The sequence below is a fragment of the Burkholderia sp. 572 genome (genome assembly GCF_040545135.1).
GTDB classification, from domain to species: Bacteria; Pseudomonadota; Gammaproteobacteria; order Burkholderiales; family Burkholderiaceae; genus Burkholderia; species Burkholderia cepacia.
The window spans coordinates 54,563-79,167 of sequence record NZ_JBEPLH010000004.1 but is presented as its reverse complement, the minus strand read 5'-3'; the positions used below and the strand labels follow the sequence as shown (position 1 = coordinate 79,167).

Here is a 24,605-nt window from a genome sequence, read left to right as displayed (position 1 = left end):
CATCCCATGAATTGACGGAGATTTTTCGATGACGGTGTATTTCATCGGCGCGGGCCCCGGCGACCCGGAGCTGATCACGGTGAAGGGCCAGCGCCTCGTGCGCACGTGCCCGGTGATCCTGTATGCGGGTTCGCTGGTGCCGGCCGCCGTGCTCGACGGCCATCGCGCGGAGCAGGTCGTCAACACGGCCGAGCTCGACCTCGATGCCATCGTCGCGCTGCTCGCCGCCGCGCACGCGAAAGGGCAGGACGTCGCGCGCGTGCATTCGGGCGACCCGTCGCTGTACGGCGCGATCGGCGAACAGATCCGCCGTCTCAAGACACTCGGGATACCGTACGAAATCGTGCCCGGCGTGACGGCCACGGCCGCATGCGCGGCGACGCTCGGCGTCGAGCTGACGCTGCCCGGCGTCGCACAGACGGTGATCCTCACGCGCTTCGCGGGCAAGACGACGATGCCGGAAGGCGAAGCGCTAGGCTCGCTCGCCGCGCACCGCGCGACGCTCGCGATCCATCTCGGCGTGCGCCATCTCGCCCGCATCGTCGACGAAGTGCTGCCGCATTACGGCGCCGATTGCCCGGTCGCGGTGATCTATCGCGCGAGCTGGCCGGATGAAGAACGCGTGACCGGCACGCTCGCCGACATCGTCGCCAAGGTGCAGGGCACGCAGATCGAGCGCACCGCGCTGATCCTGATCGGGCGCGTGCTCGACGCCGAAGGGTTTGCGGATTCGACGTTGTACGCGAGTGCGGGTTGATTACGCACGGGCGCGGCGTTCACGCAGAAGCGTGCAGAGCGCCGCGCCGATCGTGATCGCACCGCTGACGAAGTAGATCGGCGCGGCCGATTCGCCGAGGATCAGGATCGACGCGGCGATGCCGATGACGGGGATCAGGTTGAGCACGACCACGCTCCAGTACGATGCGTTGCCGCGCGCGCCGCGAAAGTTGCTTCCGGGCCAGGGTCGACGATGTGCGTTCGGTGTCGCGCGTGCAGTCGCGCCGCAGTCGATCACAAGGACGTTGCTGAGCGGCGGCCGCAGCCGAACGGCAACGGCCGTGTTCCCCGTCCCGCGCTAGGCACGCGCAACACGCCGCGCGAGCCGCGGCGCAAACCCCGCGGCCAGCGCGAACAGCGCGGCACACAGACAGGCCATCGCGACCCACGCGGGCGTCAAGTCCGCGAGATGCTGGCGCACGATGCCGGCCGCGAATGGAAACAGCCCGGCGATCAGGTAGCCGATGCCCTGCACGAATCCCGTCAGCGACGCGGCATCGGCCGGCGTCGCCGCATGGTCGACCGTGACGATCAGCGACAGCGGAAACAGCGCGCCGATCCCCGCGCCCATCAGCAGCGCGGCGGGCAACGCGAGCGCTTCGGGCGCGGCCAGCATCACCAGCAAGCCGACGAACAGCGACGCGATCGCCGCATGCAGCGCGGGGCGGCGATCGGGCAGGCGGTCGATCGTCGCGGAGATCGTCAGCCCCGCGACGACCTCCGCGAGCGTCACGCCGCCGAGCAGGCTGCCGGCCGCCGTCGGCGACCAGCCGAGGCGCATGTAGTAGGGCGGCAGCCACGCGAGCACGAGCGTGTACGCGCCGGTTGCGATACCGAAGAACAGCGCGAGCCGCCACGCGCGCGGCGAGCGCGACGGCCGCGCATGCGTGGCCGACGCCGGCCCGGCGGCGAGCGTGTTACCGCCGCGGCTGGCCAGCGGCCACGCCAGCGCGGCCACCGCGGCCGGCAGCGCCCAGCCCGCGAGCGCGGCGAGCCAGCCCCAACGGGCCGCGGCGAACGGCGCGACGACGCTCGCGAGCACGGCGCCGCCCATGATCGACGTCGAATAGACGCCCATCGCGCCGCCGATCCGCGTCGCGAAATGGGCCTTCACGAAGCCGGGCAGCAGCGCCTGCACCATCGCGATCCCGACACCCGCGCAGCAGGCGCTCGCGAGCAGCAACCACGCGTGCTGCGCGCCGATGCGCGACACGCAGGCCAGCCCGATCAGCGCGACGCCGAGCCACACGCCGCCCGCGATGCCGGTCACGCGCTGCAGGCGCCGCGCACTCAGCGCGCCGAGCCCCATCAGCAGGATCGGGATCGTCGTCAGCAGGCTGGCCGCGCCGTCGCCGATGCCGGTCGCGCGCTGGATCATGTCGAGCAGCGGGCCGACCGCGGCGAGCGCCGGCCGCAGGTTCAGCCCGACGAGCACGATGGCGGCGAGCCGCCATCCGGGGGAAGTGAAGCGATTCATCGCAAGGCCCTCGAAATCGGTGCGCGGCCCCGGAAGGGCGTCGCGCGATTTTCATGTAAAGTATCTCGACATCAAGATAAACGCCGATTTATCTCGACGTCAAGATAACTGGCAGGCCGAGGAGGGTTAATGGATCAAGTGGATCGAGCCGCGCATGCGCTCGCGCAATGGCGTAACGAGCGTCCGGATCTCGACGCGTCGTCGATGGTGGTGATGGGGCGGCTGCAGGAAGCGGCGCTCGTGATCGCGCGCGACCGTCTCAATCCGCTGTTCGCGCGCTACGGGATGCAGCCGGGCGAATTCGACGTGCTCGCGACGCTGCGGCGCGGCGGTGCGCCGTTCGCGCTGACGCCGACGGCGCTGTACGACGCGCTGATGATGTCGTCGGGCGGGATGACCGCGCGCATCGACCGGCTGCAGAAAGCCGGCTGGGTCGAGCGCCGGCCGAACCCGGCCGACGGGCGCGGCACGCTCGTCGCGCTGACGGATACCGGCCGCGCGCTGATCGACGAAGCGGTCGTCGCGCACATCGACAACCAGCGCGCGTTGCTGGCCGTGCTGTCGGATGATGAGCAGGCGCAGTTGTCGCGACTGTTGGAGAAACTGCTGGCGGGGCTGGGGGGCGGGGCGCCGGGAGAGACGGAAGGCAAGTAGCGCCGCGGAATGCGTCATGCACATGCACGCCGCGGGCAAAAACAAGGTTCTTCGTAAATTTTCGTGGATGTCGCTTGGTGGCCCGAAGCGGACGATCAACGCGCCTTAAAGTGGACATTCACGGGTTACTCGGGCGACTGTTTGATCCGTCAGCAAGAGAATCTGAGCGACGGAACCCGCGAATGCCCTGCCCAAGGTCGCCGCGAACAGTACGAACAGCGCTGCCAGGATGACGCGATCGCGCCCGAAACGGCGGGCGAGCCACGGCGTCGGCAATGCCAGTAGCCCCATGAGGACATCAGGGATCGACGTCAGCATCGACGCCTCCGTATGCGACAGGCCGAAAGCCTGGCTGATCGACGGCAGCAATGGCCCGATCGACACGATGCCCGGCCGCAGATTCACACCAATCAGCACCAGGCAAACGAGCCCCACGGCAAGCGACAACGGATTGTTGCGCCGACCGCTTCCGACCGGTATTTCCAGCGGCGCACCCACATCGCTCACTTCGTGATTGAACTGATTACCCGACATTCTCTCGATCCTCAAGGCTGCTTGCGGGGCAGCCATTGACTGCCGCCCCGGCGCAGCAGGTCAGGCAACGGCGTCCTGAAGGAAACCTGCATCGATCTCGATCTTCGACAGGTGCGCGACCGTGTTGACGAGCGTCTTGCCGGCCACGGCCATCGCAATCGCCACCGCCGCGCGGCGGTCGAAGCCTGCCGCCTTCAGCGCGTTCACGTCGCTATCCGATACCTGCGTGCGCTTCGATGCGATGGCTGTCGCGAACTGGCGCACCGCTTCGAGCTTCGGATCGGCAAGCGCGCCGCCGGTACGCAACGCGTCGACCACGTCGGCGGGGGCACCGAGCCTGCCGGCCAGCGTCGCGTGGACGGCCACGCCATAGTCCGCGGCATTCACGCGGCTCGCGGCCGCCATTGCGACCTGCTGCGCCACCGCATCGAGGGTCGTGGTACCGAGAGAATGAAGCCACTGCAGGTAAGCCGATAGCACCGGCGGTTCGACCGCAAGCGCGTGGCCGAGATTCGGCACGAAACCGAATACGCCGCGCATCGCATCGAACAGCGGCTGCGCCTCCGCCGACGCAGACACGTCGTCCAGTGCGCCAAACAGCGCCTGACCTTGTGCGACGTCCAGCGTCCGTGCGAAGAACGCGCGAATGATGCCGGCCACTTCGTCCAGATGCGATTCGAGCGGGAAATGACCGCCATCGACGAAATGCACCTCGGCATCGGGGATATCACGCTTGAATGCCTCGGCTCCCGCAGGCAGGAAAAACGGATCGTTCTTGCCCCACACAGCCAGCGTCGGCGGACGATGCGTGCGGAAGTATTCGTGGAAGCGCGGATAGGCTGCGACGTTCGCCTTGTAGTCGCCGAACAGGTCGAGCTGGATATCGTCGTTACCCGCGCGGTCGAGGAAGTGCTGGTCGAGCGTGTAGCTCTCCGGCGCAATATGTGACGTATCCGCCTCGCCATGCTGGTACTGGAACTGCGTGGTGCCGGCCGTCAGGAAACCGCGCAGTTGCTCACGGTTCGCATCGGACGGATCCTGCCAGTAAGCACGCATCGGATTCCAGCCGTCGCTCAGGCCTTCCTCGTACGCGTTGCCATTCTGCGAGACGAGTGCGGACACGCGATCCGGGCGCGACGCAGCCAGGCGGAAGCCCACCGGCGCGCCGTAATCGAAAACGTACAGCGCATAGCGCGTCAGGCCGAGCGTGTCGGTAAAGCTCTCGATCACTTCCGCGAGATGGTCGAAGGTGTAGCCGAACGTCTTCGCTTCCGGGGCGTCGGAGAAGCCGAAACCGGGCAGGTCCGGCGCGATCACCCGGTACTTGTCGGCGAGACGCTCGATCAGCCCGCGATACTGGTGGCTCGAAGTCGGGAAACCGTGCAGCAGCAGCACCGCGGGCGCGTCCTTCTGGCCGGCTTCCCGGTAGAACAGATTGAGGGCCGAGCCGGTACGACGATCGGCGACGGAGGTGGTTTGATACGTCACGAGTGTGGACATCGAAAATCTCCTGAATCACGGAAAGAGGCGTCGGCCTGAATTATCTGTACCGAACGATCGGTACAGTACTTCCGTAAATTGCGGACGTCAAGGGTTGATTTAACGAGCGAGGCAACTTACCCTTCCGCTTGTACCGAACGATCAGTACTTTTGGGGAAGCGAAAAGATCTATGGCCACTGCTCAGGCATCGAAGGACGAAATCATTGACCGGCTGTTCACGGTGTTCCGGGATCGCGGCTTCGAGGGTGCGTCGATCACCGATCTGTCGCGCGCAACCGGTCTCGGCAAGTCGAGCCTCTATCACCACTTCCCCGACGGAAAGGAGCAGATGGCCGAGGCTGTGTTGGAGCGCGCGACAGCGATAATCGACAGCGAAATCCTGAACGCGGCGCGATCGTCCGGCACGCTAAAGGCCCGCATTCGCAAAATCGTGGCCACGCTGGACCAGATGTACGTCGGTGGGCGCGCCCCCTGCGTGCTCGGTCAACTCGCCACGGCCAATATCGGCTCGGTTGCGAAACAGGGTTTGTTGCTGGCGTTTTCGCACTGGATCGACGCCATCGAAGCTTTGGCGCGTGAAAGCGGCATGTCGCCGGCACGGGCGCGGCATTTCGCGGAGGACTGGGTTGCTCGCCTGCAAGGGGCGCTCATCCTGCAGGCGGCAAACAGCGATCTCGGGCCGTATAAGCGGGCCATGGCCGCGTTGCTCGAACTTTCGAAGGACGGCAAGGATCACGCTCCGGAGTAAGTCTCATCGCCACCTTCTGATGGCTTCTGGTGATTCTGGAGGCTACATGGGGTATCGGCAGGCGAATCTCACGCACTGAACTGTCCGTTGCCGCGCGCGGCATGTGACGCTCCGGCTACCCCTCAAATATTTCCAGAATCAACCGGGCGACTCGCCCACGCCGCATCTAGATAATCGTGTCCCGGTAAATAAGGCTTCAGCAGAAAGGGATGACGCCGCGTCAGCCCATCCGCGAAGAAATACCAGTCGCCGATCGAGCTTTGATCCGCTTCGTACGTCTTGTCGCGGGGAACGCGCTGCTGGATCCGGGGCCACAGGTCGGCATGTAAATCGCGCCATCGCGACGGCCTGCCGTTGTCGATCGCCGGGATGAACGTCTTGATGCTGTAGCAGTCGTCTCGCACTTCACCCACAAATACGCCTTCTTCGCACGCGAGGCCCAACTGCAACCATTTCTCCCGGTAGATCCACGGCTGCAACCAATAAATATTCGCCATGGCGGTGTAGAGGCGTGTGCGAACCTCGTCCTCGCCAGTTCGGCCCGTCCGCTGAATGATCCGTTGCATCGCATGCTGGCTAACCTCGATCCGGTACATGAGACCGTCTTCCGGCCGAGCAACTGACGAACAGACAAGGAAGAAGAAATCCAGCCCGCCAGCGGCGCCACGTTGCTCGAACAATCCGCAGTACAGGGTCATTTCGCCAAGGCGTATCAGCGGAAACGTGACCAGGTGCTTGTCGAGTTCTGGCTTCAGCACACGCTCCATGTAGCGGAATGCCTTCCTGCCGCTCATCCGGGGTCGCCATTGCTTTGATACCCGCTTTATCGCGCCATCAAATACCCTGAGAAACGTGAACTGAGACGTCGCGTCTGAAATGGATCTTGCTCGTCCCTTCGCTATACGCGGATCTACGAAGCGCGGATGGTCCATGATTCATCGGACCTCTGCCGCATGCGGTCGATGTGCCGGGTCGGCCACAACGGGAAAGTCGATATGACCGCGCCGTCTAGCTACGCTCGCAGCGAATTTCACGACCGCTTCGGCCTTCGGATCCTTCGATCCACCGCTGCGGTTAAGTTCAATTTCGTCCGGGGATAGCTTTGCGAAGTTGGTGGCGAGAAAACGATGCGCGGACAGGCAGTAGTCCGATCCATTGACTTGCGCAACCACCAACGCAATGCGCTCACGGTTCTTGGAATCGAGCGTGGTGGACAGGCCGTCCTGAAAAGCCGCAAATGCTGCCAATGCGACCGGGCTGCTGCCGATGAGACGGTAGAAATTCGGCACGACGCCCAGCTTCCGATAGACAACGTCCAGTATCGGCTTACTCTCGACTGGAGCATCGTCTCGCGTAGAGATGTGCAAACGGGACATCGACGGTTCCTTCACGAATCGCCGCGCCTGTCAGGCGCGACAATCCAACGTGATTGCTTCAATAGACGTGTTACGACCGACCACGCGCGCATGGAGAATTGCGCATGGTCAGAACGGAGCAACCAGCCATCGAGACCAGGCAGCCGGACGCTTCATACGGCGCCCAGTCCGCCCGGGCTTCAGGCGGCCTCACGGGCCCGGGTCTGAAGCGGCGGGAACGTCGCGTCGATGTCGGTCTTGAACGTGTTGTTGAAGAGGTTGGTGATGAAGCTGAACGCCGTCTCGGCGACGATGTCAACGATCTGCTCGTCGGTGTAACCCGCAGCACGCACGGCTTCGACATCCGCGTCTTCGATGTGACCGCGCGACGTGGCGATCTTGTAGGCGAACTGCAGCGCGGCGTCGGCCTTGGGATCGGTCGAATGACCGTCGCGGTTGAGTTCCATGTCTTCCGGCGTCAGCCCCTGCAGCTTGGCGCCGAGATAGGTGTGCGCCGACAGGCAGTAGTTGCAGCCGTTCACTTCGGCGGTCATCACGTGGATGCGTTCCCGGGTCTTGTGACCGAGACTCCTGCCGAGCGCGCCGTGCATGTCGGCGATCGCCTTCAGTGCATCGGGGGATTGCGAGATCAGGGCGAAGAAGTTCGGGATCACGCCGAGAACTTTTTCGTAGTTCGCGAGGATCGGTTGCGCTTTGGCGGGAGCAGCTTCTTTCGAGGGGATTGCAAGGCGGGCCATGAGATTTCTCCGTTGATCCGAGCCACTGCGGCTTCGGTAGGAGAGATAGTAGGGACTTCCGCCCAAAACAATAATTGGCTATTTTCGAGAACCGACCTTCCATTCAACGAAAGTATCGAGGAATGGGAAAGGGGCGCATTCGGTAGAGCGAACGCCCGTCAGGCCTTACCCAGCTCCGACATCGCCGAGCGCAACCGGTCGGTTGCGAAGTCGAGGAAGACCCTCATCTTGAGCGGCAACAGCCCGCGCTCTCCGTGGATGAGACTGACAGGAATCGACTCGACATCGAACTTCGGAAGGACGTGGACAAGCTCCCCGGTGCGGAGCGCGGCATCGCAGTGGTAGCGGTACACCCTCGTCAAACCGGTGCGACGGAGCGCTGCCTGTACGGCAGCCTCAGCGGTGGTGACGGACAGGCGCGGAATGATGTTGACATTGAAATCACGTTTGGTTGCCGGATCCCGAAACCACCATGTTGCGGTGGAAGGGCCAGTGAAGACAACGCACGGAAGCTTTTCCAGGTCAGTCGGGTGTTTGGGTTTGCCGTGCGCAGCTAGCAGGTCCGGCGAAGCGCACACCAGTGTATCCATAGCGCCAACACGGGTTGCAATCATGTTGCTGTCCGGCAAGGTGCCGATGCGAACGGCCATGTCAACGTGGTCATCATAGAGATGAAGGTTCCGATCGGAGAGAACCAACCGGACGTTGATCTCGGGATAGGCAGCCAGAAAGTCCGTGACAATGGGCAGGATGTACATATGGCCAAACAGCACCGGCGCGGTGAGAACCAGCTCTCCGCGTGGAGTGGTGTACTCGCCGGCCGCAGCTCGTTCGATTTCCTCGATCTCTTCCAAGATGCGTTTGGCGGACTCGACGTAAGCCTGGCCGGCATCGGTCAAGGTCAGCTTGCGCGTTGAACGATGCAGCAATTTCGTGCCTAGGTACTCCTCGAGTTCCGTGACCTTCCGGCTGACGGTCGGGAGCGGCATGTTCAAAGCCTTCGCGGCCGCAGTGAGGCTACCTTTTTCGATCGTGAGCAGCACGATCGACATTGCTTCCAGTCTATCCACTTAATCTTCCACCCAATGAAAGATGATTCATGGATACAAAATTATCATTTTTCTGGGTGAAACATTCGGAGTGCGCCGAATGAATGCTGCGGATGGCTGCTTCTGGCCGAGCGCGGCCGGCCGCCGCTCGGTGACGCATGACCGGCGCAGATCGACCCAAGCCCGTCGTTCGATACGAGACGTTACGTTGGTCCGTTTTTCGAGGTGTAACGGTCCCACGGTTCGCAAGCGTTCAGCCCGGCAACGATTATTGACTGGAGGCATAGGGAAGCCGCAAGACCCAACCGCCTGCAACTTCTTTGTCTACGGCCGATTTACAGGTTATCCGTCGACGCTTGGATGAAATCCCTTAGACGTTGTTCGGAAAGTACTCCGTTGTAGGCCGCGTTGGTAGGGTACATCGTTATCTGTGCGGCCTGTGTTATCGGCTCTCCTAAAGGAGGATTTGCCTGCCCTCGATGCCCAGCCTCGGAGTGCGCGTCAATCGTGAAGTTGTAAACGTCTAGGTTGGCGTGACAAGCGATACTCCGCAGATACATCAGCGCAGGAATAACATGGTTCATCCAATCTTCGGAGACATTAGCCGTACCCAGCGCGGGGTATCGCCACGCGGAACCGCCGACACGTTCCCATCCTAGTCTGGTAAAGCACGCGAGAATTCGGGTGCGGTCGTTGCCATCGAGTACGGACGCGTCATCTATGTCGAATGTCACCGTAATTGGCATATCGTTAGCTCCTGGGGCAGTAATTGCTGGTTAAAGTATTCGGAGCATACAAACAAAAAGGCTCGACGCAAAGAACCGAGCGTGAATGACCGTTAGCTAACTAGGAGTCGGCACCCGAATGTCTGGCTTATGCCCGACTTGAGCGACGGTTGCTGGCCGAAAGCGGTCGCCCAGCAGTAGGCGTCGCATCAGGCGAAACCAAGTTCGAGAAGCTCAAATTGGATACTCGAACATTCCGATGTAGACCAGTTCGAATCCTTCGCCTTGCACTGACCTTGGCGATTTTATCTGTTCGCAATTGATGAAAATCAGTGCGTTCGCATCTCCCAAATTTGCAGCGCGCGCCGCTTCACATAGCGCTTCCGACCATTTGTCCGAGTACGAGTGAGGTGCAAAGAACTCTTCCAGTGAAGTACCCGACTGTCGCAGCCCTGTTTCCATGAAGTCATGGTCACAGAAGAACTCACCCTGGGAGCCGTAGAACTCGGAAACTGGTCGACTTTCATCCTCGCCGTAGTGTTCTGCGAGAAAGCTTGAAAATCGGGAGGTGTCAGTTATCCGACCAAGATAGAAATGAGAAGCTTCCATTCTATGCATCGTTGGTTGGCTCCCCTTGAGCGCAAAGAAATTTGTATTCCTTCACCTACTGAGCGGCTGCTTCTGGCCGAACACCGACCGTCTTCCCAGCATTCCCCGGAAAATCGCAAAGCCCCCGAAAGCCCGCCGCCCAATGCGGCGGGCGTTTCAAGTCCACAGCTACGCGGGCCGGACAACGCGCGACCCGCCCAGCCGCTCATCAACCCCGCGCCGGAATATTGAGCCCACGCGCAACGGCCGGACGCGCCACGAACGCATCGAGCACCCGCTTGACGTTGCGGAATTCGCTGAAGCCGACCAGATCGCCCGCTTCATAGAAACCAACAAGATTTCGCACCCACGGGAAGATCGCGATGTCGGCGATCGTGTAGGTATCGCCCATCACCCACTGGCGGTTCGCGAGATGCGCGTCGAGCACGCCGAGCAGGCGCTTCGACTCGTCGACGTAGCGGTCGCGCGGGCGCTTGTCCTCGTAGTCGCGGCCGGCGAACTTGTGGAAGAAGCCGACCTGGCCGAACATCGGCCCGATGCCGCCCATCTGGAACATCACCCACTGGATCGTCTCGTAGCGGCCCGCGAGATCCTTCGGGATCAGCTGGCCCGTCTTGTCCGCGAGATAGATCAGGATCGCGCCCGATTCGAACAGCGGCAGCGGCTTGCCGTCGGGACCGTCCGGATCGATGATCGCCGGGATCTTGTTGTTCGGGTTCAGCGACAGGAACGCGGGCGAGAGCTGGTCGTTCGTGTCGAAGCGCACGAGGTGCGGCTCATACGGCAGGCCGGTTTCCTCGAGCATGATCGACACCTTGACGCCGTTCGGCGTCGGCAGCGAGTAGAGCTGGAGACGGTCGGGATGCTGGGCCGGCCACTTTTGCGTGATCGGGAAGGCGGACAGATCGGGCATGAAGGTTCGCTCGTCGAAGTGAATGACTTGCGCACCGTCCTTGCTGCCGCGCGCCACGGACGGTGGCGCGGCGGCGGAACGGCGCGCGCCGAAAACGCCCACTGTAGCCGATCCCGGCGATCGATGCTGGCGGCGGCTGCGCGCGACGGCACCAGCTCCGGCACGATAAATTTTGGAAATGCCAGCGAAGCTTGGAAAGTTGACGAACTGAGCCATCAACGCGATAGGCAAGGAAAGCGGATGTCACTTGTGTTCCGCCGGGAGGGGTTTTCTGGACGATGCAGTCAAACTCCCTGGGGGATGGGACCCTGAAGGGCATGCGTAAACGCGCGTCGGGTTTTTGAACGTCAGGCTGCGGCCCTGCGCACCCTGTGCGCAGGGCTTTTAGACGCAAGACTCTTCATAAGGTTTGCATGATGAAATGGATCTACTCCAGCGGCGGAAATTTCATTTTCACGGGAATGCCTGTTGCCGAGCGGTGGCGAGGCAACGAAGGATCGAGTGTGACGCTCGCTGCCATCGGTGGCAGCGATTACGATCTGGCATGCCGTAGCCTCGTGGGACCGGACGAGTACGTGAATGTGTTGAGAAACGTGCTCGTCAGCGATGTTTTGGTGGTGTGTGGGGCGCAACAGGAGATCGGTTTTTATGAAATTTCCGCTGGTTCGTACTTGTTGGTGAAGATCGAGTTTGGTGGGAGCGAAGAGGAAATCGAGCAGTGCCTGCGTGAAGTGGTGAACGGACGATGGGCGAGCGTCGAGGATCAACCCTTCGAGTTCGAGATCAAATCATCGAACATGGCTGTGTTCGACGCGGCGTTTGCCTGGGAAGATGCGGTCGGCATGGACAATACGATCGAGGTCGTGGTCGAGTGCGGGAGGTACGCCGTTTCTTTGATCAAGTACGAGAACGACAATAACCTGCTCTGGGTGGTGCGCTTGAGCAGGGTGTGAGGCTGATTGGCTTTGACGCACCGGCGCTGCGTCGTAGACCGTAGTTACGCGTTGCCGACAAAGCGCCAGGGGCCTACTCGCCGCCACGTTGCGGCCAATCTACGCGGCCGCCGGCGAAGAGCCGGCAAGGCAGGTGCTGCAAGATTTCGCCGGCGGTCCCTGGGGCACGAAGTATCCGGCGACCGTGCAGTCGTGGCAGCGCGCGTGAGAGCACGGCGTGCCGCTCTACGTGTTCCCGCCGGAGATTGGACGGGCCGTATACGCCACGGAGGGAGTGCCCCAAACTTTATTGTCACGAAACAGCCGCCACATGCCCGGCCGCCGTCAAAAGTTGTGCCGCAGCCCGACCATCGCGGCCGTCGTGCCGACGCCCGGCGCGACCGGTTGCCCGTACACGAGCATCTGGTCCATCGTGCCGCGGTTGTTCACGTGGCCGACCTGCGCATAGACCGTCGTGCGCTTCGACAGGCTGTAGTCGGCCGCGAGCACGACCGACGTCGACTTGTTCGCCGAGACGTTGCGATCCTTCAGGTAATACACGGCCGAGCTCACCTGAAGGAAAGGCGTGAAGCGATAGCCGATGCCGGCCGACAGCATGTCGAGGTTCACCTTGTCCGCATGCGACGGATTCCGGCCGTTGCCGTACGACGCCGACACCGAGAAGTCGCGGATCGTGTATTTCGCGCCGACGTAGACGAAGCGGTTGTTGTCGACGCCGGTCGGCGCGACGCCCGGCGCCGGGTTGGTGTCGTGCCCGTTGTAGTAGACGGCCGACGCGTTCAGCCCGTAGTTCGAATACTTGAGCACGACCGATTCGCGCGTGCCCCCCTGGAACTGCCCGGCCACGCCGCCCGGCGCGTATTCGAGCGCGATCGACGCGCCCGCGAACACCGGCGACTGGTAGACGAGCGCATTGCTGTCGTACAGCGCGCCGATCGCGCCGTTGGTGCTCGTCCCGGGCCAGCCGGCCGCCGTGTTCAGGCCGAGCCACGCGGTCAGCACGCTGCCGAAGAACTGCGCGTTGCGCACGTCGGTGTCGGCCATCGCGTAGATCATCGGCACGATCTGGCGGCCGGCCGTGAAGGTGCCGAACGGGCCCGACACGCCGAGCGACGCGACCTGGTTGAAGATCGCGACGGCGCCCGGCGTATCGCTCAGCTGCAGCTTGCCGGTGCCGCTGTCGAACGAACCCTGCAGCTTGAAGTTGACCTTGTAGCCGCCGCCGATGTCCTCGCTGCCCTTGATGCCCCAGAAGCTCGAGTAGATGCCGCCGTCCTTCATGCGGAACACCTTGCCCGTATTCGGCGCGGTGGGGCTGAACGACGCCGCCGACGTGCTCTGGTACAGCAGGCCCGTGTCGATCACGCCATAGAGCGTGACGGAGGATTGCGCGTGCGCGAGCGCCGAGCAGCCGGCAAGCGCCGCGAGCGCGGCCAGTTTCGTCTTCATGAAGTCTCCAGGGTCGTATTGGACCGGACGGGATCGAGCCCGTCCGGGTGAAGCGGGGAAGCAACGAGGCGGGCGGGAAGACGTGACAGGCGGCGCCCGCGTGAGCCATGCGGAAAGACTACGCAACGGCGGGCGGCCGCTCCCCCCCATGCGCGGGGGGCAGGGTTGCGGAGAATCGCGGGAGGTGGGGGCGGGAGCGCCGCCCGATCGGCGGAACCGGCGTTACGGCGCGCTTTCGAGCAGGCCGAGCACCAGCGCGCGGCGCACCGCATGCTTGCGCGAGCTGGCGTCGAGCTTGCCGAACAGGTTCTTCAGGTGCCACTTCACGGTTTCCTCGCCGACGGCGAGCGCCACCGCGATCTCCTTGTTCGACAGGTTGCGCGCGAGCAGCTCGAGAATCGCGCGCTCCTTCGGCGTCAAGACGACGCTCGGCACCGCGCGCGGGCTGGCCGCCCCGCGCGGGGCGGGCGGCACGATGCGCGGCGGCGGCAGCGCGTGCCGCGCGGGGCCGGCGCCGGCGGCAGCTTCGTCGCCGGCGCGACGCGCCCAGTCGGCGACGGCCGGATGCGCGTCGGCGAGCGTGCGCGTGAGCCCGAACAGCTCCGCGAGGTTCATCGCCTCGTCGAGCAGCGCGCGGCCGCCGCCCCCGGACTGTTCGAGCGCGAACGCGCCGAGCGCCATGATCTCGATGCGCGCCTGCCCCATGCTCATTTCACGGGCCAGCACCGCCGCTTCGTCGAGCGCCGCGCGCGCGTCGTCCCAGCGGCGCGCGGCCAGCGCCGCACCCGCATGCGCGCTCGCCTGCAGCAGCACGACCGGGCGCCGCCACAACGGCCCGTGCGACGGAAACTCGGCGGCAGCGATCGCATCGATCCGCTCGACGAGCGCATGGCAGGTCGCCTCGCGATAACGCGCCGCGTGAATGCGCACCTGTTCGGCGAGGCTCGCGACGGACAGGCGCGGCAGGCGGCGCGCGACGCCCATCGCGTCGAGCGCTTCGAGCAGGTCGATCGCGCGGTGCTCGACGCCGCGCAGCAGCGCGATGCGCGCGGCGGTGCGATAGCCGAGCAGCACGGTATCGGGCGTGCCCGCATGTTCGAGCACGTCGAGCCGGTTCGCGAGCAACGCGGCGGCCTGGTCGACGCGGTCGGCCTCGTACGCGAGCGCCGCGCACATCGCCGCGAGCATGCAGGTCAGCGGATGGCGGCGCCCGAGATCGGCTTCCGCGCGTGCCAGCGCCGGCGACAGCGTGTCGTCGGCCAGCCGGACCTGGCCTTCGCGCAGGTAGCTCAGGCCCGTGATCAGCTCGCCCCAGCGCGCGACGTAGCCGAACCCGGCCGCCGTCTCGCCGCGCGGTGCGGCGTGCTGGAAGCGGCGCGCCTGCGCCGGTTCGCCGACGATGATCGCGCGCGCCGACAGCCGGTTCGCGTGCATTTGCGCGAGCCAGGTCGCCGCCGGCGGCGTGAAGTCGGCCCACGGTTCGAACAGCTCGACGAAACGGTCGATTTCGTCGGCGTAATACGCGGCCGCGCTGAGGATCAGCGCGCATTCGTAGCGCATCGCCGCGGGCGTGCCGGTGTCCGCGAGGATGCCCGCGATCTGGCGCTGCGCCTCGACGTGGCGCTCGCCGAGCGCCAGTGCCCACGCGACCGCGATGCGCAGCGTCGGGCGCTTGTCGAGCTCCGCGTCGGGCAGCAGCGCGAGCCAGTCGAGCACGTCGTTGATGCGGCCCTGCTTGATCGCATCCTCGAGGCAGCGCTGCGCGAGCGCATACGCCACCTCGAACTGGCCGGCCGCATACGCGTGGCGCGCGGCTTCCTCGGTCATCCCGTGCGCGTCGAGCCAGGCGGCCGCACGCGCATGCAGCGCGCTGCGCTCGGCGTCGGGGCCCGCGGCGAGGCGGTCGCGCAGCGTGTCGCGCACGAGCGGATGCAGTCGGCACCAGTCCGAATCGTCCGACGCGATGAACAGCGGCGTGTCGCGGGCGAGCCGCGCGAGACGGTCGGGCGCGTCCGCGTCGTCGAGCAGCGCGGCGCACAGCGACGGATGCAGGCGATCGGCGACGCTCGTGCGGATCAGGAACGCCGTGTCGTCGGCCGACAGGTTCGCGAGCAGCAGCTCGACGAGGCGGTCGCGCGTGCCGTCCACGCGGGCGGCGAGCGCGTCGACCGCCTGGCGCGGATCGGCCGAGCGCGCCATCGCGGCCATCGCGAGCTGCAGGCCGAGCGGCCAGCCGTCGACGCGTTCGAACAGCCGCGCGCACGCGTCGGCGTCGACCCGCTGCGCAAAGCGCGCGCCGACCAGCGCGATCGTCTCGTCGAGCGTGAAGCGCAGCCAGTCGGGGCCCGCGAGCGTGCATTGGCCGCCGGCGAGCAGGTCGCCGGCCGTGTGGTCGAGCCCGCGCCGCGCGGCGACGACGACATGCAGGTTTTGCGGCGCATTGTGCAGCACGTAGGTCAGCGCCTCGAGGCCGGCCGGCGGCAACCGCTCCGCATCGTCGACGATCAGGAGGGCGTCGATCGACAGTTGCGCGACCTCGGCCAGCCAGGCGGTCACGCCCTCGAGCGCACGCGCCGCGTCGGCCGCGCCGGGCGGGATCAGGCGCCCGAAGCCGGGCCGTGCGCAACCGGTCCGCACCGCCTGCACGAGCCCCTGCAGCAACCGGGGCGCATCGTCGCGCTCGTCGGCCGACAGCCATACGACCGCGCGGCCGAGCGCGAGGGTCTCGCGGCGCCATTGCGCGAGCAGCGACGTCTTGCCGTAACCGGCCGGCGCCTGCACGAGTGTGACCGGCCGGCCGTCGAAAGCGGGCGACGCGAGGCTCAGCCGCGCGCGGGCCAGCAACTGCGCCGGCACGCGCGGCGCGGTCGTCTTCAGGACCAGTTCGGTGGGAGGCGCGTCGGCGCGAGCGGGTGGGTGGGCCATCGGGGCAGCAGTCGGAATCCGGCGGTGCCGTGCGGGCCAGCGTCCGGGGTGGGTGTGGGGGGAAGGATCGGCCGAAGCGCGTTCGCGCGTCAATCCCCCCCGCGACGAGTGGGGCCGTGCCGGCACCGCGTCGATAGCATGGGTTCCGATCCATGACGAACGCAACGAGGAAAGGGCCATGAACATCGTATCGACCGGCACACGACGCAACGCGTCGCTCGCCGGATAAACGGAGCGGCACGATGTACCGCCATCTGCTCGTGACGGTCGACGGCGCGCCCGGCGGCATCGACGCGATCGGCCATGCGCTCGAACTGGCGCGCGCGGTCGGTGCCCGGGTCACGTTCCTGCTGGCCGGCGCCGCGCCGGCCTCGCGTTTATCCGGAGCGCGGCTGCCGGAACACGGTGCGAAAGTGGAAGCCGCCGCGCGGGCGCAGGGGTTGTCCCATGCGATCGCGGGGGCCGGCCCTCCGGGGGCCGGCGATGCGGCACCCGGCGCGCTGGCGGCCGAACTCGGCTGCGACCTGATCGGCGTCGCGGCGCTGCCGCACGATGCCGATGCGGCAGCCTGCGCGCAGCGGCAGCACCTGCTCGCGACGAGCGGTGTACCGGTGCTCGTGTGCACGTCGCGGCGAACGCCGGCCGAGGCGCGCGTGATGGCGCGATGCCTCGATGCGCATCGCGCGGTCGGCGGGTTGCTGCATGCGCTGATGGCGTCCGGCGTGGACGCGGATGCACGGCAGCGACAAGCGAGCGACGCGCAGCATGGCCTGATGGACGCGGACGTACCGCTGCTGCACGCGGCCGACGCACAGCGTGCGCTGGCATCGCTCGCCGCGTTGCAGCGCGCCCGTGTCGGCACGGCCGCCGAAGCGCACCTCTTCGCGGCATTGCGCGTGCGCGCGGAGTGCGTCGCGGCCGAACTGGACGAACTCGACCGCCAGCGGCAGCGCGATGCGCAAGCGCTCGATGCGCTCGAGCGGATCGCCGCGGACGGGCTGCCGTCGGCCGCGTTCGACGCGGCGCTCGCCCGTTATGCACACGGCGCGTTCGAGCAGATGGGGCGGATGGAAGGCGTGATTTTCCCGGCCGCGCGACGCTACCTGGGCGACGCGGACTGGGCCGGACTGGATGAACCGCTGGCGGACGGCGCAGCCGCGACGCCGCCGGACATGAACGAACCCGACGATGCGCGGCGCGCATCCGACTGACAACATACGGAGAACACGATGGCACATGCAGTGCGATTCCACGAAACCGGCTGCCCCGACGTGCTGCGCTGGGAAGCAGTCGACGTCGGCGATCCGGGCGCCGGCCAGGTGCGCCTGCGGCACGAAGCCGTCGGGCTGAATTTCGCCGACACGTATTTCCGCAGCGGCCTGTATCCGGTGCCGCTGCCGGCCGGAATCGGCGTCGAGGCGGCCGGCGTGGTCGACGCCGTCGGCCCGGGCGTGACGAACGTCGCCGTCGGCGACCGCGTGACCTACACGGGCTTCCTGAACACGCTCGGCGCATACAGCACCGAGCGGCTGATCCCCGCCGCGCCGCTCGTGCGGCTGCCGGCCGGCATTTCGTGCGAAACGGCCGCGGCGATGACGATGCGCGGCCTGACGTCGGCCTACCTGCTGCGCCGTATCCACGCGTTCGCGCCGGGCGACACGATCCTGCTGCACGCGGCCGCCGGCGGCGTCGGGCTGATCGTGTCGCAATGGGCGAAGCTGCTCGGGCTCACGGTGATCGGCACGGTTTCGAGCGAGCACAAGGCCGCGATCGCCCGCGCGCACGGCTGCGACCATACGATCGACTACAGCCACGAGGACGTCGCGAAACGCGTGCGCGAGCTGACGGACGGCGCGGGCGTCGACGTCGTGTTCGACAGCGTCGGCAAGGACACCTTCGAAGGCTCGCTCGATTCGCTGAAGCGGCGCGGGCTGATGGTGTGCGTCGGCACCGCGTCGGGCCCGATCCCGCCGTTCGATCCGCAGCGCCTCGCGATGAAGGGCTCGCTGTACCTGACGCGCCCGGCGCTGGCCGACTACATCGCCGATCCGGCCGAGAAGAACGACCTGGCCGGCGAACTGTTCGCGCACGTCGCGGCCGGCCGCATCAGGATCGGGATCAACCAGCGCTACGCGCTGCAGGATGCCGCGCAGGCACACCGCGATCTCGAATCGCGCAAGACGACCGGTTCGTCGGTGTTCATCGTCTGAGGAGACGCGCATGCGAGTCGAACCCCTGACCTGTGCGCTCGGCGCGGAACTGCTGGACGTGAGCCTCGCCGACGCCGTGCACGACGACGGCCTGTTCGCCGAGATCCGCGCGCTGCTGCTGCGGCATCGCGTGCTGTTCCTGCGCGACCAGGACATCACGCGCGCCGAGCACGTCGCGTTCGCGCGGCGCTTCGGCGAACTCGAGGATCATCCGGTCGCCGGCAGCGACCCGGAACACCCGGGGCTCGTGCGGATCTACAAGTCGCCCGACCAGCCGAACGACCGCTACGAGAATGCGTGGCACAGCGATGCGAGCTGGCGCGTGGCGCCGCCGTTCGGCTGCGTGCTGCGCTGCATCGACGGTCCGCCGGTTGGCGGCGACACGATGTGGGCGAACATGGTGCTCGCCTACGAGCGCCTGCCGGACCACGTGAAGCAGCAGATCGACGACCTGCGCGCGCGCCACAGCATCGAGGCGAGCTTCGGTGCGGCGATGCCGATCGACAAGCGCCTCGCGCTGAAGGCGCAGTACCCGGACGCCGAGCATCCGGTCGTGCGCACGCACCCCGAAACCGGCGAGAAGGTGCTGTACGTGAACGCGTTCACCACGCATTTCACGAACTACCACACGCCCGCGCGCGTGCGGGTCGGGCAGGACGCGAATCCCGGCGCCGGCCAGCTGCTGCAATACCTGATCAGCCAGGCATACATCCCCGAATACCAGGTGCGCTGGCGCTGGAAGAAGAACAGCGTCGCGATCTGGGACAACCGCAGCACCCAGCATTACGCGGTCATGGACTACCCGCCGTGCGTGCGCCGGATGGAGCGCGCGGGCATCGTCGGCGACGCGCCGTTCTGAGCGCGCTCGCACCCTAACCGATTCGCCACCCCGAACAACGCGCCGGGCCCGACGCCCGGCGCGGCGGGATACGCACGCCCGTACGCCTGCACAAAAACGATTTCCACTGGAGGACGACATGCAATTTCTCGACGATTCGCTGCACCCGGAAAACCAGGACAAGGTAGTCATCACGGTCGCACCGTATGGCCCCGAATGGATGCCCGCCGATTTTCCGGAAGACATTCCGGTGACGATGGACGAGCACGTGCAGAAGGCCGTCGACTGCTACAACGCGGGCGCGACGGTGCTGCACCTGCATGTGCGCGAACTCGACGGCAAGGGCAGCAAGCGGCTGTCGAAGTTCAACGAGCTGCTCGGCCGGCTGCGCGAGGCGGTGCCCGACATGATCCTGCAGGTGGGCGGCTCGATCTCGTTCGCGCCGGAAGGCGACGGCGCGGAAGCAAAATGGCTGTCCGACGACACGCGCCACATGCTCGCCGAGCTGACGCCGAAGCCCGACCAGGTGACGGTCGCGATCAACACCGTGCAGATGAACATCACCGAGCTGATGAACCGCAAGGACATCGCCGGCACGTCGCTGAACGAAGCCGCGTTGTGGGACGCGTACCGCGAGATGACCGTGCCGGCCGGCCCCGGCTGGGTCGACGAGCACCTGCGCCGCCTGCAGGCGGCCGGCATCCAGCCCCATTTCCAGCTCACCGGCATGCACGCGCTGGAAACGCTCGAACGGATCATCCGCCGCGGCGTCTATCGCGGCCCGCTGAACGTCACGTGGGTCGGCATCGGCGGCGGCTTCGACGGCCCGAATCCGTACAACTTCATGGAATTCGTGCGGCGCTGCCCGGACGGCGCGTGCATCACGCTCGAATCCCTGATGAAGAACGTGCTGCCGATCAATACGGTTGCGATGGCGCTGGGCCTGCATCCGCGCTGCGGGATCGAGGACACGATCATCGACCAGAAGGGCAACCGGATGACGTCGGTGCAGCAGGTCGAGCAGTGCGCACGGATCGCGCGCGAACTCGGCCGCGACATCGCGACCGGCAAGGAAGCGAAGGCGATCTACCGGATCGGCGTGCAGTACGACGGCATCGACGAGACCCTCGCGCAGCTCGGGATGGCGCCGAACCGCCGGCCGGGCCAGCCGAACGTGCCGCTGCGGGCCGCCTGACGCGCCGCGCATCCGCGCATCCGGGCCCGCGGCCATGGCGGCCGCGGCCCGCCGATCGTTGTGGCGTGGCACCCATCCCCGCGCGTGATGCGGGGGCGGACTCCGGTCAACGGAGCGGGGCCACGCAAGCCGCGCCGGAGCACGATCGCTCCGGTGCCGGAGGAGACACGCATGCTGATCCATCATGTCGAGCCGTCGATCCAGGACGTCGCCGCCGCCGGCCGGCGCGCGCCTGCCTATGCGTGGCTCGTGTTCGGGCTGACCGTCGGCCTGCTGCTGTCGGACTACATGTCGCGGCAGGTGCTCAACGCCGTGTTCCCGCTGCTCAAGCAAGCATGGGCGCTGTCGGACACGCAGCTCGGTTCGCTCTCCGGCGTCGTCGCGCTGCTGGTCGGGCTGCTGACGTTTCCGCTGTCGGTGCTCGCCGACCGCTTCGGGCGCGTGCGCAGCATCGTGCTGATGGCCGCGCTGTGGAGCGTCGCGACGCTCGGCTGCGCGCTGTCGACCCATTACACGGAGATGCTCGTCGCGCGCGGCCTCGTCGGGCTCGGTGAAGCCGCGTACGGCAGCGTCGGCGTCGCGCTGATCCTCAGCATCTTCCCGGCGCGGCTGCGCGCGACGCTGACCGGCGCGTTCATGGCCGGCGGCGCATTCGGCTCCGTGTTCGGCATGGCGCTCGGCGGGCTCGTCGGCACGCATCTCGGCTGGCGCTGGTCGTTCGGCGTGATGGCCGCGCTCGGCATCGTGCTGCTCGTCGCGTATCGCTGCGTTGTGACCGAACGGCGGCTCGCCGCATATCGCTCTGAATACGGCACCGAATACGGCACTGAATACGGCGCCGAACCCTGCCGGCGCGACACCGACACGCCGCGTGACCTGCGCGGCAGCGTGCGCGTGCTGATGTCGGGGCTGTTCGCGTCGCGTTCGGTGATCTGCGCGTATCTCGGCAGCGGGCTGCACCTGTTCGTGCCGGGCGCGCTGTTCGCATGGCTGCCGAGCTACCTGAACCGCTACTACGCGATGGCGCCCGACCGCGCGGCCGTGCTCGCCGCCGGCTTCGTGCTGCTCGCGGGTATCGGGATGGTCGGCTGCGGGATCGTCACCGACCGCGTCGGCAAAACCGACGGCAAGCGCAAGTGGCTGACCGCGATCGCGTATTGCGTGCTGACCGGCGTCTGCCTCGCGGTCGCGTTCCGGCTGCCGCCCGGGCCGCTGCAGCTCGCGCTGATCTGCGCGGGGATGCTGGTCGGCGCGGGCGCGTCCGGTGCGTCGGGCGCGATGGTCGCGAACCTGACGCCGGCCGCGATCCACGCGTCGGCGTTCGCGACGCTCACGCTCGCCAACAACCTGCTCGGCATGGCGCCGGGCCCGCTGCTGACGGGGTGGGCCGCCGATCGCGCCGGCCTCGTCGGCGCACTCCAATGGATTCCCGTCGTGCCGCTCATGGCCGCCGTGCTGTTCGCGATCGGACGCGCGAGCTATGTGGCCGACCTCGCGCGCGTCGAACGCGAACGGCGCGCGCCCAGACTTTCCTGAACGCTTCGGAGGCTGCATGACCCTGACGACCGCACCCACCATCCTGATCGTGCCCGGCTTGCGCGATCACGTCGAAGACCACTGGCAGACGCACCTCGAACGGCGCCTGCCGAACGCACGCGCCGTCGCGCCGCTCGAAGCGGACAAGCTGAGCCGCGCCGCACGCGTCGCGGCGCTCGATGCGGCGCTGGCCGCGATCAAGGGCCCCGTGATCCTCGTCGCGCACAGCGCGGGGGTGATGATTGCCGTGCACTGGGCGCGGCAGGCCACGCGCAAGATCCACGGCGCGCTGCTCGCGGCGCCGGCCGATCTCGATACGCCGATGCCCGCCGGTTATCCGGCGCCCGACGCAATCGACGCGAACGGCTGGACGCCGGTGCCGACCGGGCGGCTGCCGTTTCCGAGCATCGTCGCCGCGAGCCGCAACGATCCGCTCGCGCGCTACGAGCGCGTCGAAACGCTGGCGGCAGGGTGGGGCAGCAGGCTCGTCGATCTCGGCGAGGTGGGGCACCTGAATCCGGCGTCCGGGTATGGCGAGTGGCGTGATGCGGAACGGTTGATCGACGAGGTGAGGGCGTTGGGCGAAGGCGATTCAGGCTTGAGGAATTGATATTCGGGCATTGTTTGCCGGCCTTGCGGCCGTTTTCGTCCGTTCGTCGGACGCCATGACTGACAGCGACGCGACCGCTGCATCCGATTGACGGACAAGCGGTCGATCACTGTCATTTTTTGCGGAATGCCGTCGTGGATCCCAAACGAAAGGTGCTGTACGAAGTCGCGTTGAAACCCCGCACGATCATCCGTCCCACCAGCGAGGTCAAGGCTTCGACCGAAGCCGAGAAGGGCGACGTGCCGCGCGCGGCGCGAAAAGTCATTTCCGGACACCGGGACGTGTTGATCGCGCTGAAGAACCGCTGATTTGCCGGGCCTGCCGAACGCTGACGGCACCGATCCGGTCGGGGCCCGTTGTATCCGCTTCGCCCGGATTGCCCCCCGCAGAGATATGACGTCGCAAGACGACTTGGCGTCCAGCCGCGATCCCCGGCCCATCTTGCCAGGTAACCAAATCGGCACTCACCGGAAGGTGTTTGTCAGGGAAAGTCCCGCCCCGCGCCGATCGGTTTTTTGTTGACCGACATCGTATAACGCCGTCATGATTTCCTGAAAAGAAAGGTCCCATCCACCGACCGAAGTGAGGAGACATGAACGCCACCACGATCGCTCGCCGTGTCCGCCGGATCGCACTCGCCGTGGGCTTCACGCTGTCGGCCTCGGCAGCCGTTGCCGCCCCCGTATCGCTGAACATCGTCGATGTCGCGGGCAACCTGCAACTCACGCAGAAGGCCATCGAAGCCTTCAGGGACAAGAACCCGACCCTCGTGTCGAGCGTCACGTTCACGAACGCACCGGCGCCGCAGCTGCCGGGCAAGATCAAGGCGATGCAGGCGGCGGGGCGCGCCGACATCGACCTCGTGCTGACGGGCACCGACGCGCTGGCCGCCGGCATCGAGCAGAACCTGTGGCTGAAGGTGCTGCCCGACAACGCGGGCGCATTCCCCGGCGTGCTCGACAGGTACGCACCCGGCCCGCGCAAGATGCAGGACCTCGCACAGGGCTTCGGCCTCGAAGTCACCTACATGCCGGCCGGCCCGCTGCTCGAATACAACCCGGCGAAGGTCAGCGACCCGCCGAAAACACCCGATCAGTTGCTCGCGTGGTGCAAGGCGCACCCGAACAAGCTGATCTACGCGCGCCCGGCGAACTCGGGCCCCGGCCGCACGTTCCTGATGGGGCTGCCGTACGTGCTCGGCGACAAGAACCCGCAGGACCCGATCAACGGCTGGGACAAGACCTGGGCGTTCCTGAAGCAGCTCAACGACTGCGTCCCGTACTACCCGGGCGGCACGTCGGCGGTGATGAAGGAGCTCGGCGAAGGCACGCGCGACATGACCGTGACCGTCACCGGCTGGGACCTCAACCCGCGTGCGCTCGGCATCGTGCCGGCCGAGTTCCGGGTCCAGGCGTTCGACAACATGACGTGGGTCAACGATGCGCACTACATGGTGATCCCGAAGGGCGTGCCGAAGGACAAGCTCGACGTGCTGTTCAAGCTGATGAACTTCCTGCTCGAACCGGCGCAGCAGGCGATGACCTACGACGACGGTTACTTCTATCCGGGCCCGGCGGTGAAAGGCGTGACGCTCGAGATGGCGCCCGCGCACAGCCAGGAAGTGGTTCGCAAGTTCGGCCGCCCCGAATACGCGAAGCTGCTGGCGGATCGCCCGCACGTGCAGCCGCTCAGCGCGCAGGCAATGGTCGCCGCGTTCCAGAAGTGGGATCGCGAGATCGGTTCGCAGAAGTCGAAGTGACGCATGGGCCGGCGGGCGCCGCGGCGCCCG

At 66.3% G+C, this 24,605-nt stretch carries 24 protein-coding genes and 1 pseudogene; 13 read left to right on the top strand and 12 right to left on the bottom strand.

Annotated features, from left to right (window positions below; translation table 11 throughout):
- The first annotated feature begins 28 nt into the window (after positions 1-28).
- A complete protein-coding gene (cobM, locus tag ABIC51_RS08935) occupies positions 29-757 on the top strand; it encodes a precorrin-4 C(11)-methyltransferase (RefSeq protein WP_060172228.1) in 729 nt (242 codons plus the stop codon).
- On the opposite strand, the gene ABIC51_RS08930 is transcribed toward cobM, so the two are convergent.
- Together ABIC51_RS08930 and ABIC51_RS08925 are read right to left on the bottom strand one after the other, a co-directional pair.
- Positions 758-904 carry a hypothetical protein gene (locus ABIC51_RS08930; RefSeq protein ID WP_175899789.1) on the bottom strand — a complete coding sequence of 49 codons (147 nt, stop codon included), beginning with the start codon at positions 902-904 and terminating at the stop codon, positions 758-760.
- A 171-nt stretch (positions 905-1,075) separates the two neighbouring features.
- On the bottom strand, positions 1,076-2,254 hold the full coding sequence (locus ABIC51_RS08925; RefSeq protein WP_175863854.1) for an MFS transporter: 1,179 nt from the start codon (positions 2,252-2,254) through the stop codon (positions 1,076-1,078).
- Positions 2,255-2,392: 138 nt separating this feature from the next.
- Between ABIC51_RS08925 and ABIC51_RS08920 the strand changes: the two genes are divergently transcribed.
- Complete coding sequence (locus tag ABIC51_RS08920; RefSeq protein WP_175900135.1) at positions 2,393-2,908, top strand: MarR family winged helix-turn-helix transcriptional regulator; 516 nt, start codon at positions 2,393-2,395, stop codon at positions 2,906-2,908.
- Between the two features lie 105 nt (positions 2,909-3,013).
- Here ABIC51_RS08920 and ABIC51_RS08915 read toward each other — a convergent pair whose 3' ends face one another.
- Positions 3,014-3,442, bottom strand: coding sequence for an MFS transporter (locus ABIC51_RS08915; protein WP_175899785.1), 429 nt, complete (start codon positions 3,440-3,442; stop codon positions 3,014-3,016).
- Between the two features lie 60 nt (positions 3,443-3,502).
- A complete protein-coding gene (locus ABIC51_RS08910) occupies positions 3,503-4,942 on the bottom strand; it encodes an alpha/beta fold hydrolase (RefSeq protein ID WP_175899781.1) in 1,440 nt (479 codons plus the stop codon).
- A gap of 170 nt (positions 4,943-5,112) precedes the next feature.
- Here ABIC51_RS08910 and ABIC51_RS08905 point away from each other — a divergent pair, with 170 nt between their 5' ends.
- Positions 5,113-5,691: a TetR/AcrR family transcriptional regulator gene (locus ABIC51_RS08905; protein ID WP_060084879.1), complete on the top strand. Its 579-nt coding sequence runs from the start codon at positions 5,113-5,115 to the stop codon at positions 5,689-5,691.
- A 122-nt stretch (positions 5,692-5,813) separates the two neighbouring features.
- On the opposite strand, the gene ABIC51_RS08900 is transcribed toward ABIC51_RS08905, so the two are convergent.
- The 6 genes from ABIC51_RS08900 to ABIC51_RS08875 all read right to left on the bottom strand — a co-directional run bounded on the left by ABIC51_RS08900 (position 5,814) and on the right by ABIC51_RS08875 (position 11,100).
- Positions 5,814-6,485, bottom strand: a complete 672-nt coding sequence (locus ABIC51_RS08900) for a hypothetical protein (RefSeq protein ID WP_175899778.1) — start codon at positions 6,483-6,485, stop codon at positions 5,814-5,816.
- A 141-nt stretch (positions 6,486-6,626) separates the two neighbouring features.
- Entirely contained in the window at positions 6,627-7,067 is a 441-nt protein-coding gene (locus ABIC51_RS08895; RefSeq protein WP_175899775.1) for a carboxymuconolactone decarboxylase family protein, read from the bottom strand.
- Between the two features lie 179 nt (positions 7,068-7,246).
- Positions 7,247-7,804 (bottom strand): carboxymuconolactone decarboxylase family protein, encoded by a 558-nt coding sequence (locus tag ABIC51_RS08890; RefSeq protein ID WP_059700261.1) that lies wholly within the window; start codon positions 7,802-7,804, stop codon positions 7,247-7,249.
- Positions 7,805-7,962: 158 nt separating this feature from the next.
- The gene (locus tag ABIC51_RS08885; protein ID WP_060172240.1) at positions 7,963-8,856 is read right to left on the bottom strand and encodes a LysR family transcriptional regulator; all 894 of its coding nucleotides are present in this window, start codon (positions 8,854-8,856) and stop codon (positions 7,963-7,965) included.
- A 956-nt stretch (positions 8,857-9,812) separates the two neighbouring features.
- Positions 9,813-10,187: an immunity 22 family protein gene (locus ABIC51_RS08880; RefSeq protein WP_175755829.1), complete on the bottom strand. Its 375-nt coding sequence runs from the start codon at positions 10,185-10,187 to the stop codon at positions 9,813-9,815.
- Between the two features lie 208 nt (positions 10,188-10,395).
- Positions 10,396-11,100, bottom strand: a complete 705-nt coding sequence (locus ABIC51_RS08875; protein ID WP_027787401.1) for a glutathione S-transferase N-terminal domain-containing protein — start codon at positions 11,098-11,100, stop codon at positions 10,396-10,398.
- Between the two features lie 416 nt (positions 11,101-11,516).
- Between ABIC51_RS08875 and ABIC51_RS08870 the strand changes: the two genes are divergently transcribed.
- Entirely contained in the window at positions 11,517-12,053 is a 537-nt protein-coding gene (locus ABIC51_RS08870; protein WP_175899771.1) for an Imm21 family immunity protein, read from the top strand.
- Positions 12,054-12,120: 67 nt separating this feature from the next.
- A pseudogene (locus ABIC51_RS08865) lies at positions 12,121-12,330 on the top strand (transposase); the annotation flags it as partial.
- A 47-nt stretch (positions 12,331-12,377) separates the two neighbouring features.
- Here ABIC51_RS08865 and ABIC51_RS08860 read toward each other — a convergent pair.
- On the bottom strand, positions 12,378-13,502 hold the full coding sequence (locus tag ABIC51_RS08860; RefSeq protein ID WP_060172245.1) for a porin: 1,125 nt from the start codon (positions 13,500-13,502) through the stop codon (positions 12,378-12,380).
- Between the two features lie 222 nt (positions 13,503-13,724).
- On the bottom strand, positions 13,725-16,427 hold the full coding sequence (locus ABIC51_RS08855; protein WP_175899769.1) for a winged helix-turn-helix domain-containing protein: 2,703 nt from the start codon (positions 16,425-16,427) through the stop codon (positions 13,725-13,727).
- 242 nt (positions 16,428-16,669) lie between these two features.
- Here ABIC51_RS08855 and ABIC51_RS08850 point away from each other — a divergent pair, with 242 nt between their 5' ends.
- The 8 genes from ABIC51_RS08850 to ABIC51_RS08815 all read left to right on the top strand — a co-directional run bounded on the left by ABIC51_RS08850 (position 16,670) and on the right by ABIC51_RS08815 (position 24,575).
- Positions 16,670-17,638, top strand: a complete 969-nt coding sequence (locus tag ABIC51_RS08850) for a universal stress protein (protein WP_175899766.1) — start codon at positions 16,670-16,672, stop codon at positions 17,636-17,638.
- Between the two features lie 18 nt (positions 17,639-17,656).
- Positions 17,657-18,637 carry a quinone oxidoreductase family protein gene (locus ABIC51_RS08845; protein WP_175862932.1) on the top strand — a complete coding sequence of 327 codons (981 nt, stop codon included), beginning with the start codon at positions 17,657-17,659 and terminating at the stop codon, positions 18,635-18,637.
- Positions 18,638-18,647: 10 nt separating this feature from the next.
- Positions 18,648-19,496, top strand: a complete 849-nt coding sequence (locus tag ABIC51_RS08840; RefSeq protein ID WP_175899763.1) for a TauD/TfdA dioxygenase family protein — start codon at positions 18,648-18,650, stop codon at positions 19,494-19,496.
- A gap of 118 nt (positions 19,497-19,614) precedes the next feature.
- Positions 19,615-20,670, top strand: a complete 1,056-nt coding sequence (locus tag ABIC51_RS08835) for a beta-keto acid cleavage family enzyme (RefSeq protein WP_021159631.1) — start codon at positions 19,615-19,617, stop codon at positions 20,668-20,670.
- A 171-nt stretch (positions 20,671-20,841) separates the two neighbouring features.
- Positions 20,842-22,206 carry an MFS transporter gene (locus ABIC51_RS08830; protein ID WP_175899760.1) on the top strand — a complete coding sequence of 455 codons (1,365 nt, stop codon included), beginning with the start codon at positions 20,842-20,844 and terminating at the stop codon, positions 22,204-22,206.
- A gap of 16 nt (positions 22,207-22,222) precedes the next feature.
- On the top strand, positions 22,223-22,816 hold the full coding sequence (locus tag ABIC51_RS08825) for an RBBP9/YdeN family alpha/beta hydrolase (RefSeq protein ID WP_175899757.1): 594 nt from the start codon (positions 22,223-22,225) through the stop codon (positions 22,814-22,816).
- A gap of 134 nt (positions 22,817-22,950) precedes the next feature.
- Entirely contained in the window at positions 22,951-23,124 is a 174-nt protein-coding gene (locus ABIC51_RS08820; protein WP_167562610.1) for a hypothetical protein, read from the top strand.
- Between the two features lie 284 nt (positions 23,125-23,408).
- Positions 23,409-24,575, top strand: coding sequence for an extracellular solute-binding protein (locus ABIC51_RS08815; RefSeq protein WP_175899755.1), 1,167 nt, complete (start codon positions 23,409-23,411; stop codon positions 24,573-24,575).
- Positions 24,576-24,605 lie beyond the last annotated feature (30 nt).

Bases quoted from the DNA above. Each gene is read 5' to 3' on its own strand.
- ABIC51_RS08850 (WP_175899766.1), top strand. From the start codon at position 16,670: ATGTACCGCCATCTGCTCGTGACGGTCGACGGCGCGCCCGGCGGCATC.
- ABIC51_RS08845 (WP_175862932.1), top strand. From the start codon at position 17,657: ATGGCACATGCAGTGCGATTCCACGAAACCGGCTGCCCCGACGTGCTG.
- ABIC51_RS08900 (WP_175899778.1), bottom strand. From the start codon at position 6,485: ATGAGCGGCAGGAAGGCATTCCGCTACATGGAGCGTGTGCTGAAGCCA.
- ABIC51_RS08910 (WP_175899781.1), bottom strand. From the start codon at position 4,942: ATGTCCACACTCGTGACGTATCAAACCACCTCCGTCGCCGATCGTCGT.
- ABIC51_RS08905 (WP_060084879.1), top strand. From the start codon at position 5,113: ATGGCCACTGCTCAGGCATCGAAGGACGAAATCATTGACCGGCTGTTC.
- ABIC51_RS08830 (WP_175899760.1), top strand. From the start codon at position 20,842: ATGCTGATCCATCATGTCGAGCCGTCGATCCAGGACGTCGCCGCCGCC.
- ABIC51_RS08890 (WP_059700261.1), bottom strand. From the start codon at position 7,804: ATGGCCCGCCTTGCAATCCCCTCGAAAGAAGCTGCTCCCGCCAAAGCG.
- ABIC51_RS08860 (WP_060172245.1), bottom strand. From the start codon at position 13,502: ATGAAGACGAAACTGGCCGCGCTCGCGGCGCTTGCCGGCTGCTCGGCG.
- cobM (WP_060172228.1), top strand. From the start codon at position 29: ATGACGGTGTATTTCATCGGCGCGGGCCCCGGCGACCCGGAGCTGATC.
- ABIC51_RS08840 (WP_175899763.1), top strand. From the start codon at position 18,648: ATGCGAGTCGAACCCCTGACCTGTGCGCTCGGCGCGGAACTGCTGGAC.
- ABIC51_RS08875 (WP_027787401.1), bottom strand. From the start codon at position 11,100: ATGCCCGATCTGTCCGCCTTCCCGATCACGCAAAAGTGGCCGGCCCAG.
- ABIC51_RS08885 (WP_060172240.1), bottom strand. From the start codon at position 8,856: ATGTCGATCGTGCTGCTCACGATCGAAAAAGGTAGCCTCACTGCGGCC.
- ABIC51_RS08880 (WP_175755829.1), bottom strand. From the start codon at position 10,187: ATGGAAGCTTCTCATTTCTATCTTGGTCGGATAACTGACACCTCCCGA.
- ABIC51_RS08895 (WP_175899775.1), bottom strand. From the start codon at position 7,067: ATGTCCCGTTTGCACATCTCTACGCGAGACGATGCTCCAGTCGAGAGT.
- ABIC51_RS08825 (WP_175899757.1), top strand. From the start codon at position 22,223: ATGACCCTGACGACCGCACCCACCATCCTGATCGTGCCCGGCTTGCGC.
- ABIC51_RS08815 (WP_175899755.1), top strand. From the start codon at position 23,409: ATGAACGCCACCACGATCGCTCGCCGTGTCCGCCGGATCGCACTCGCC.
- ABIC51_RS08855 (WP_175899769.1), bottom strand. From the start codon at position 16,427: ATGGCCCACCCACCCGCTCGCGCCGACGCGCCTCCCACCGAACTGGTC.
- ABIC51_RS08925 (WP_175863854.1), bottom strand. From the start codon at position 2,254: ATGAATCGCTTCACTTCCCCCGGATGGCGGCTCGCCGCCATCGTGCTC.
- ABIC51_RS08835 (WP_021159631.1), top strand. From the start codon at position 19,615: ATGCAATTTCTCGACGATTCGCTGCACCCGGAAAACCAGGACAAGGTA.
- ABIC51_RS08915 (WP_175899785.1), bottom strand. From the start codon at position 3,442: ATGTCGGGTAATCAGTTCAATCACGAAGTGAGCGATGTGGGTGCGCCG.
- ABIC51_RS08870 (WP_175899771.1), top strand. From the start codon at position 11,517: ATGAAATGGATCTACTCCAGCGGCGGAAATTTCATTTTCACGGGAATG.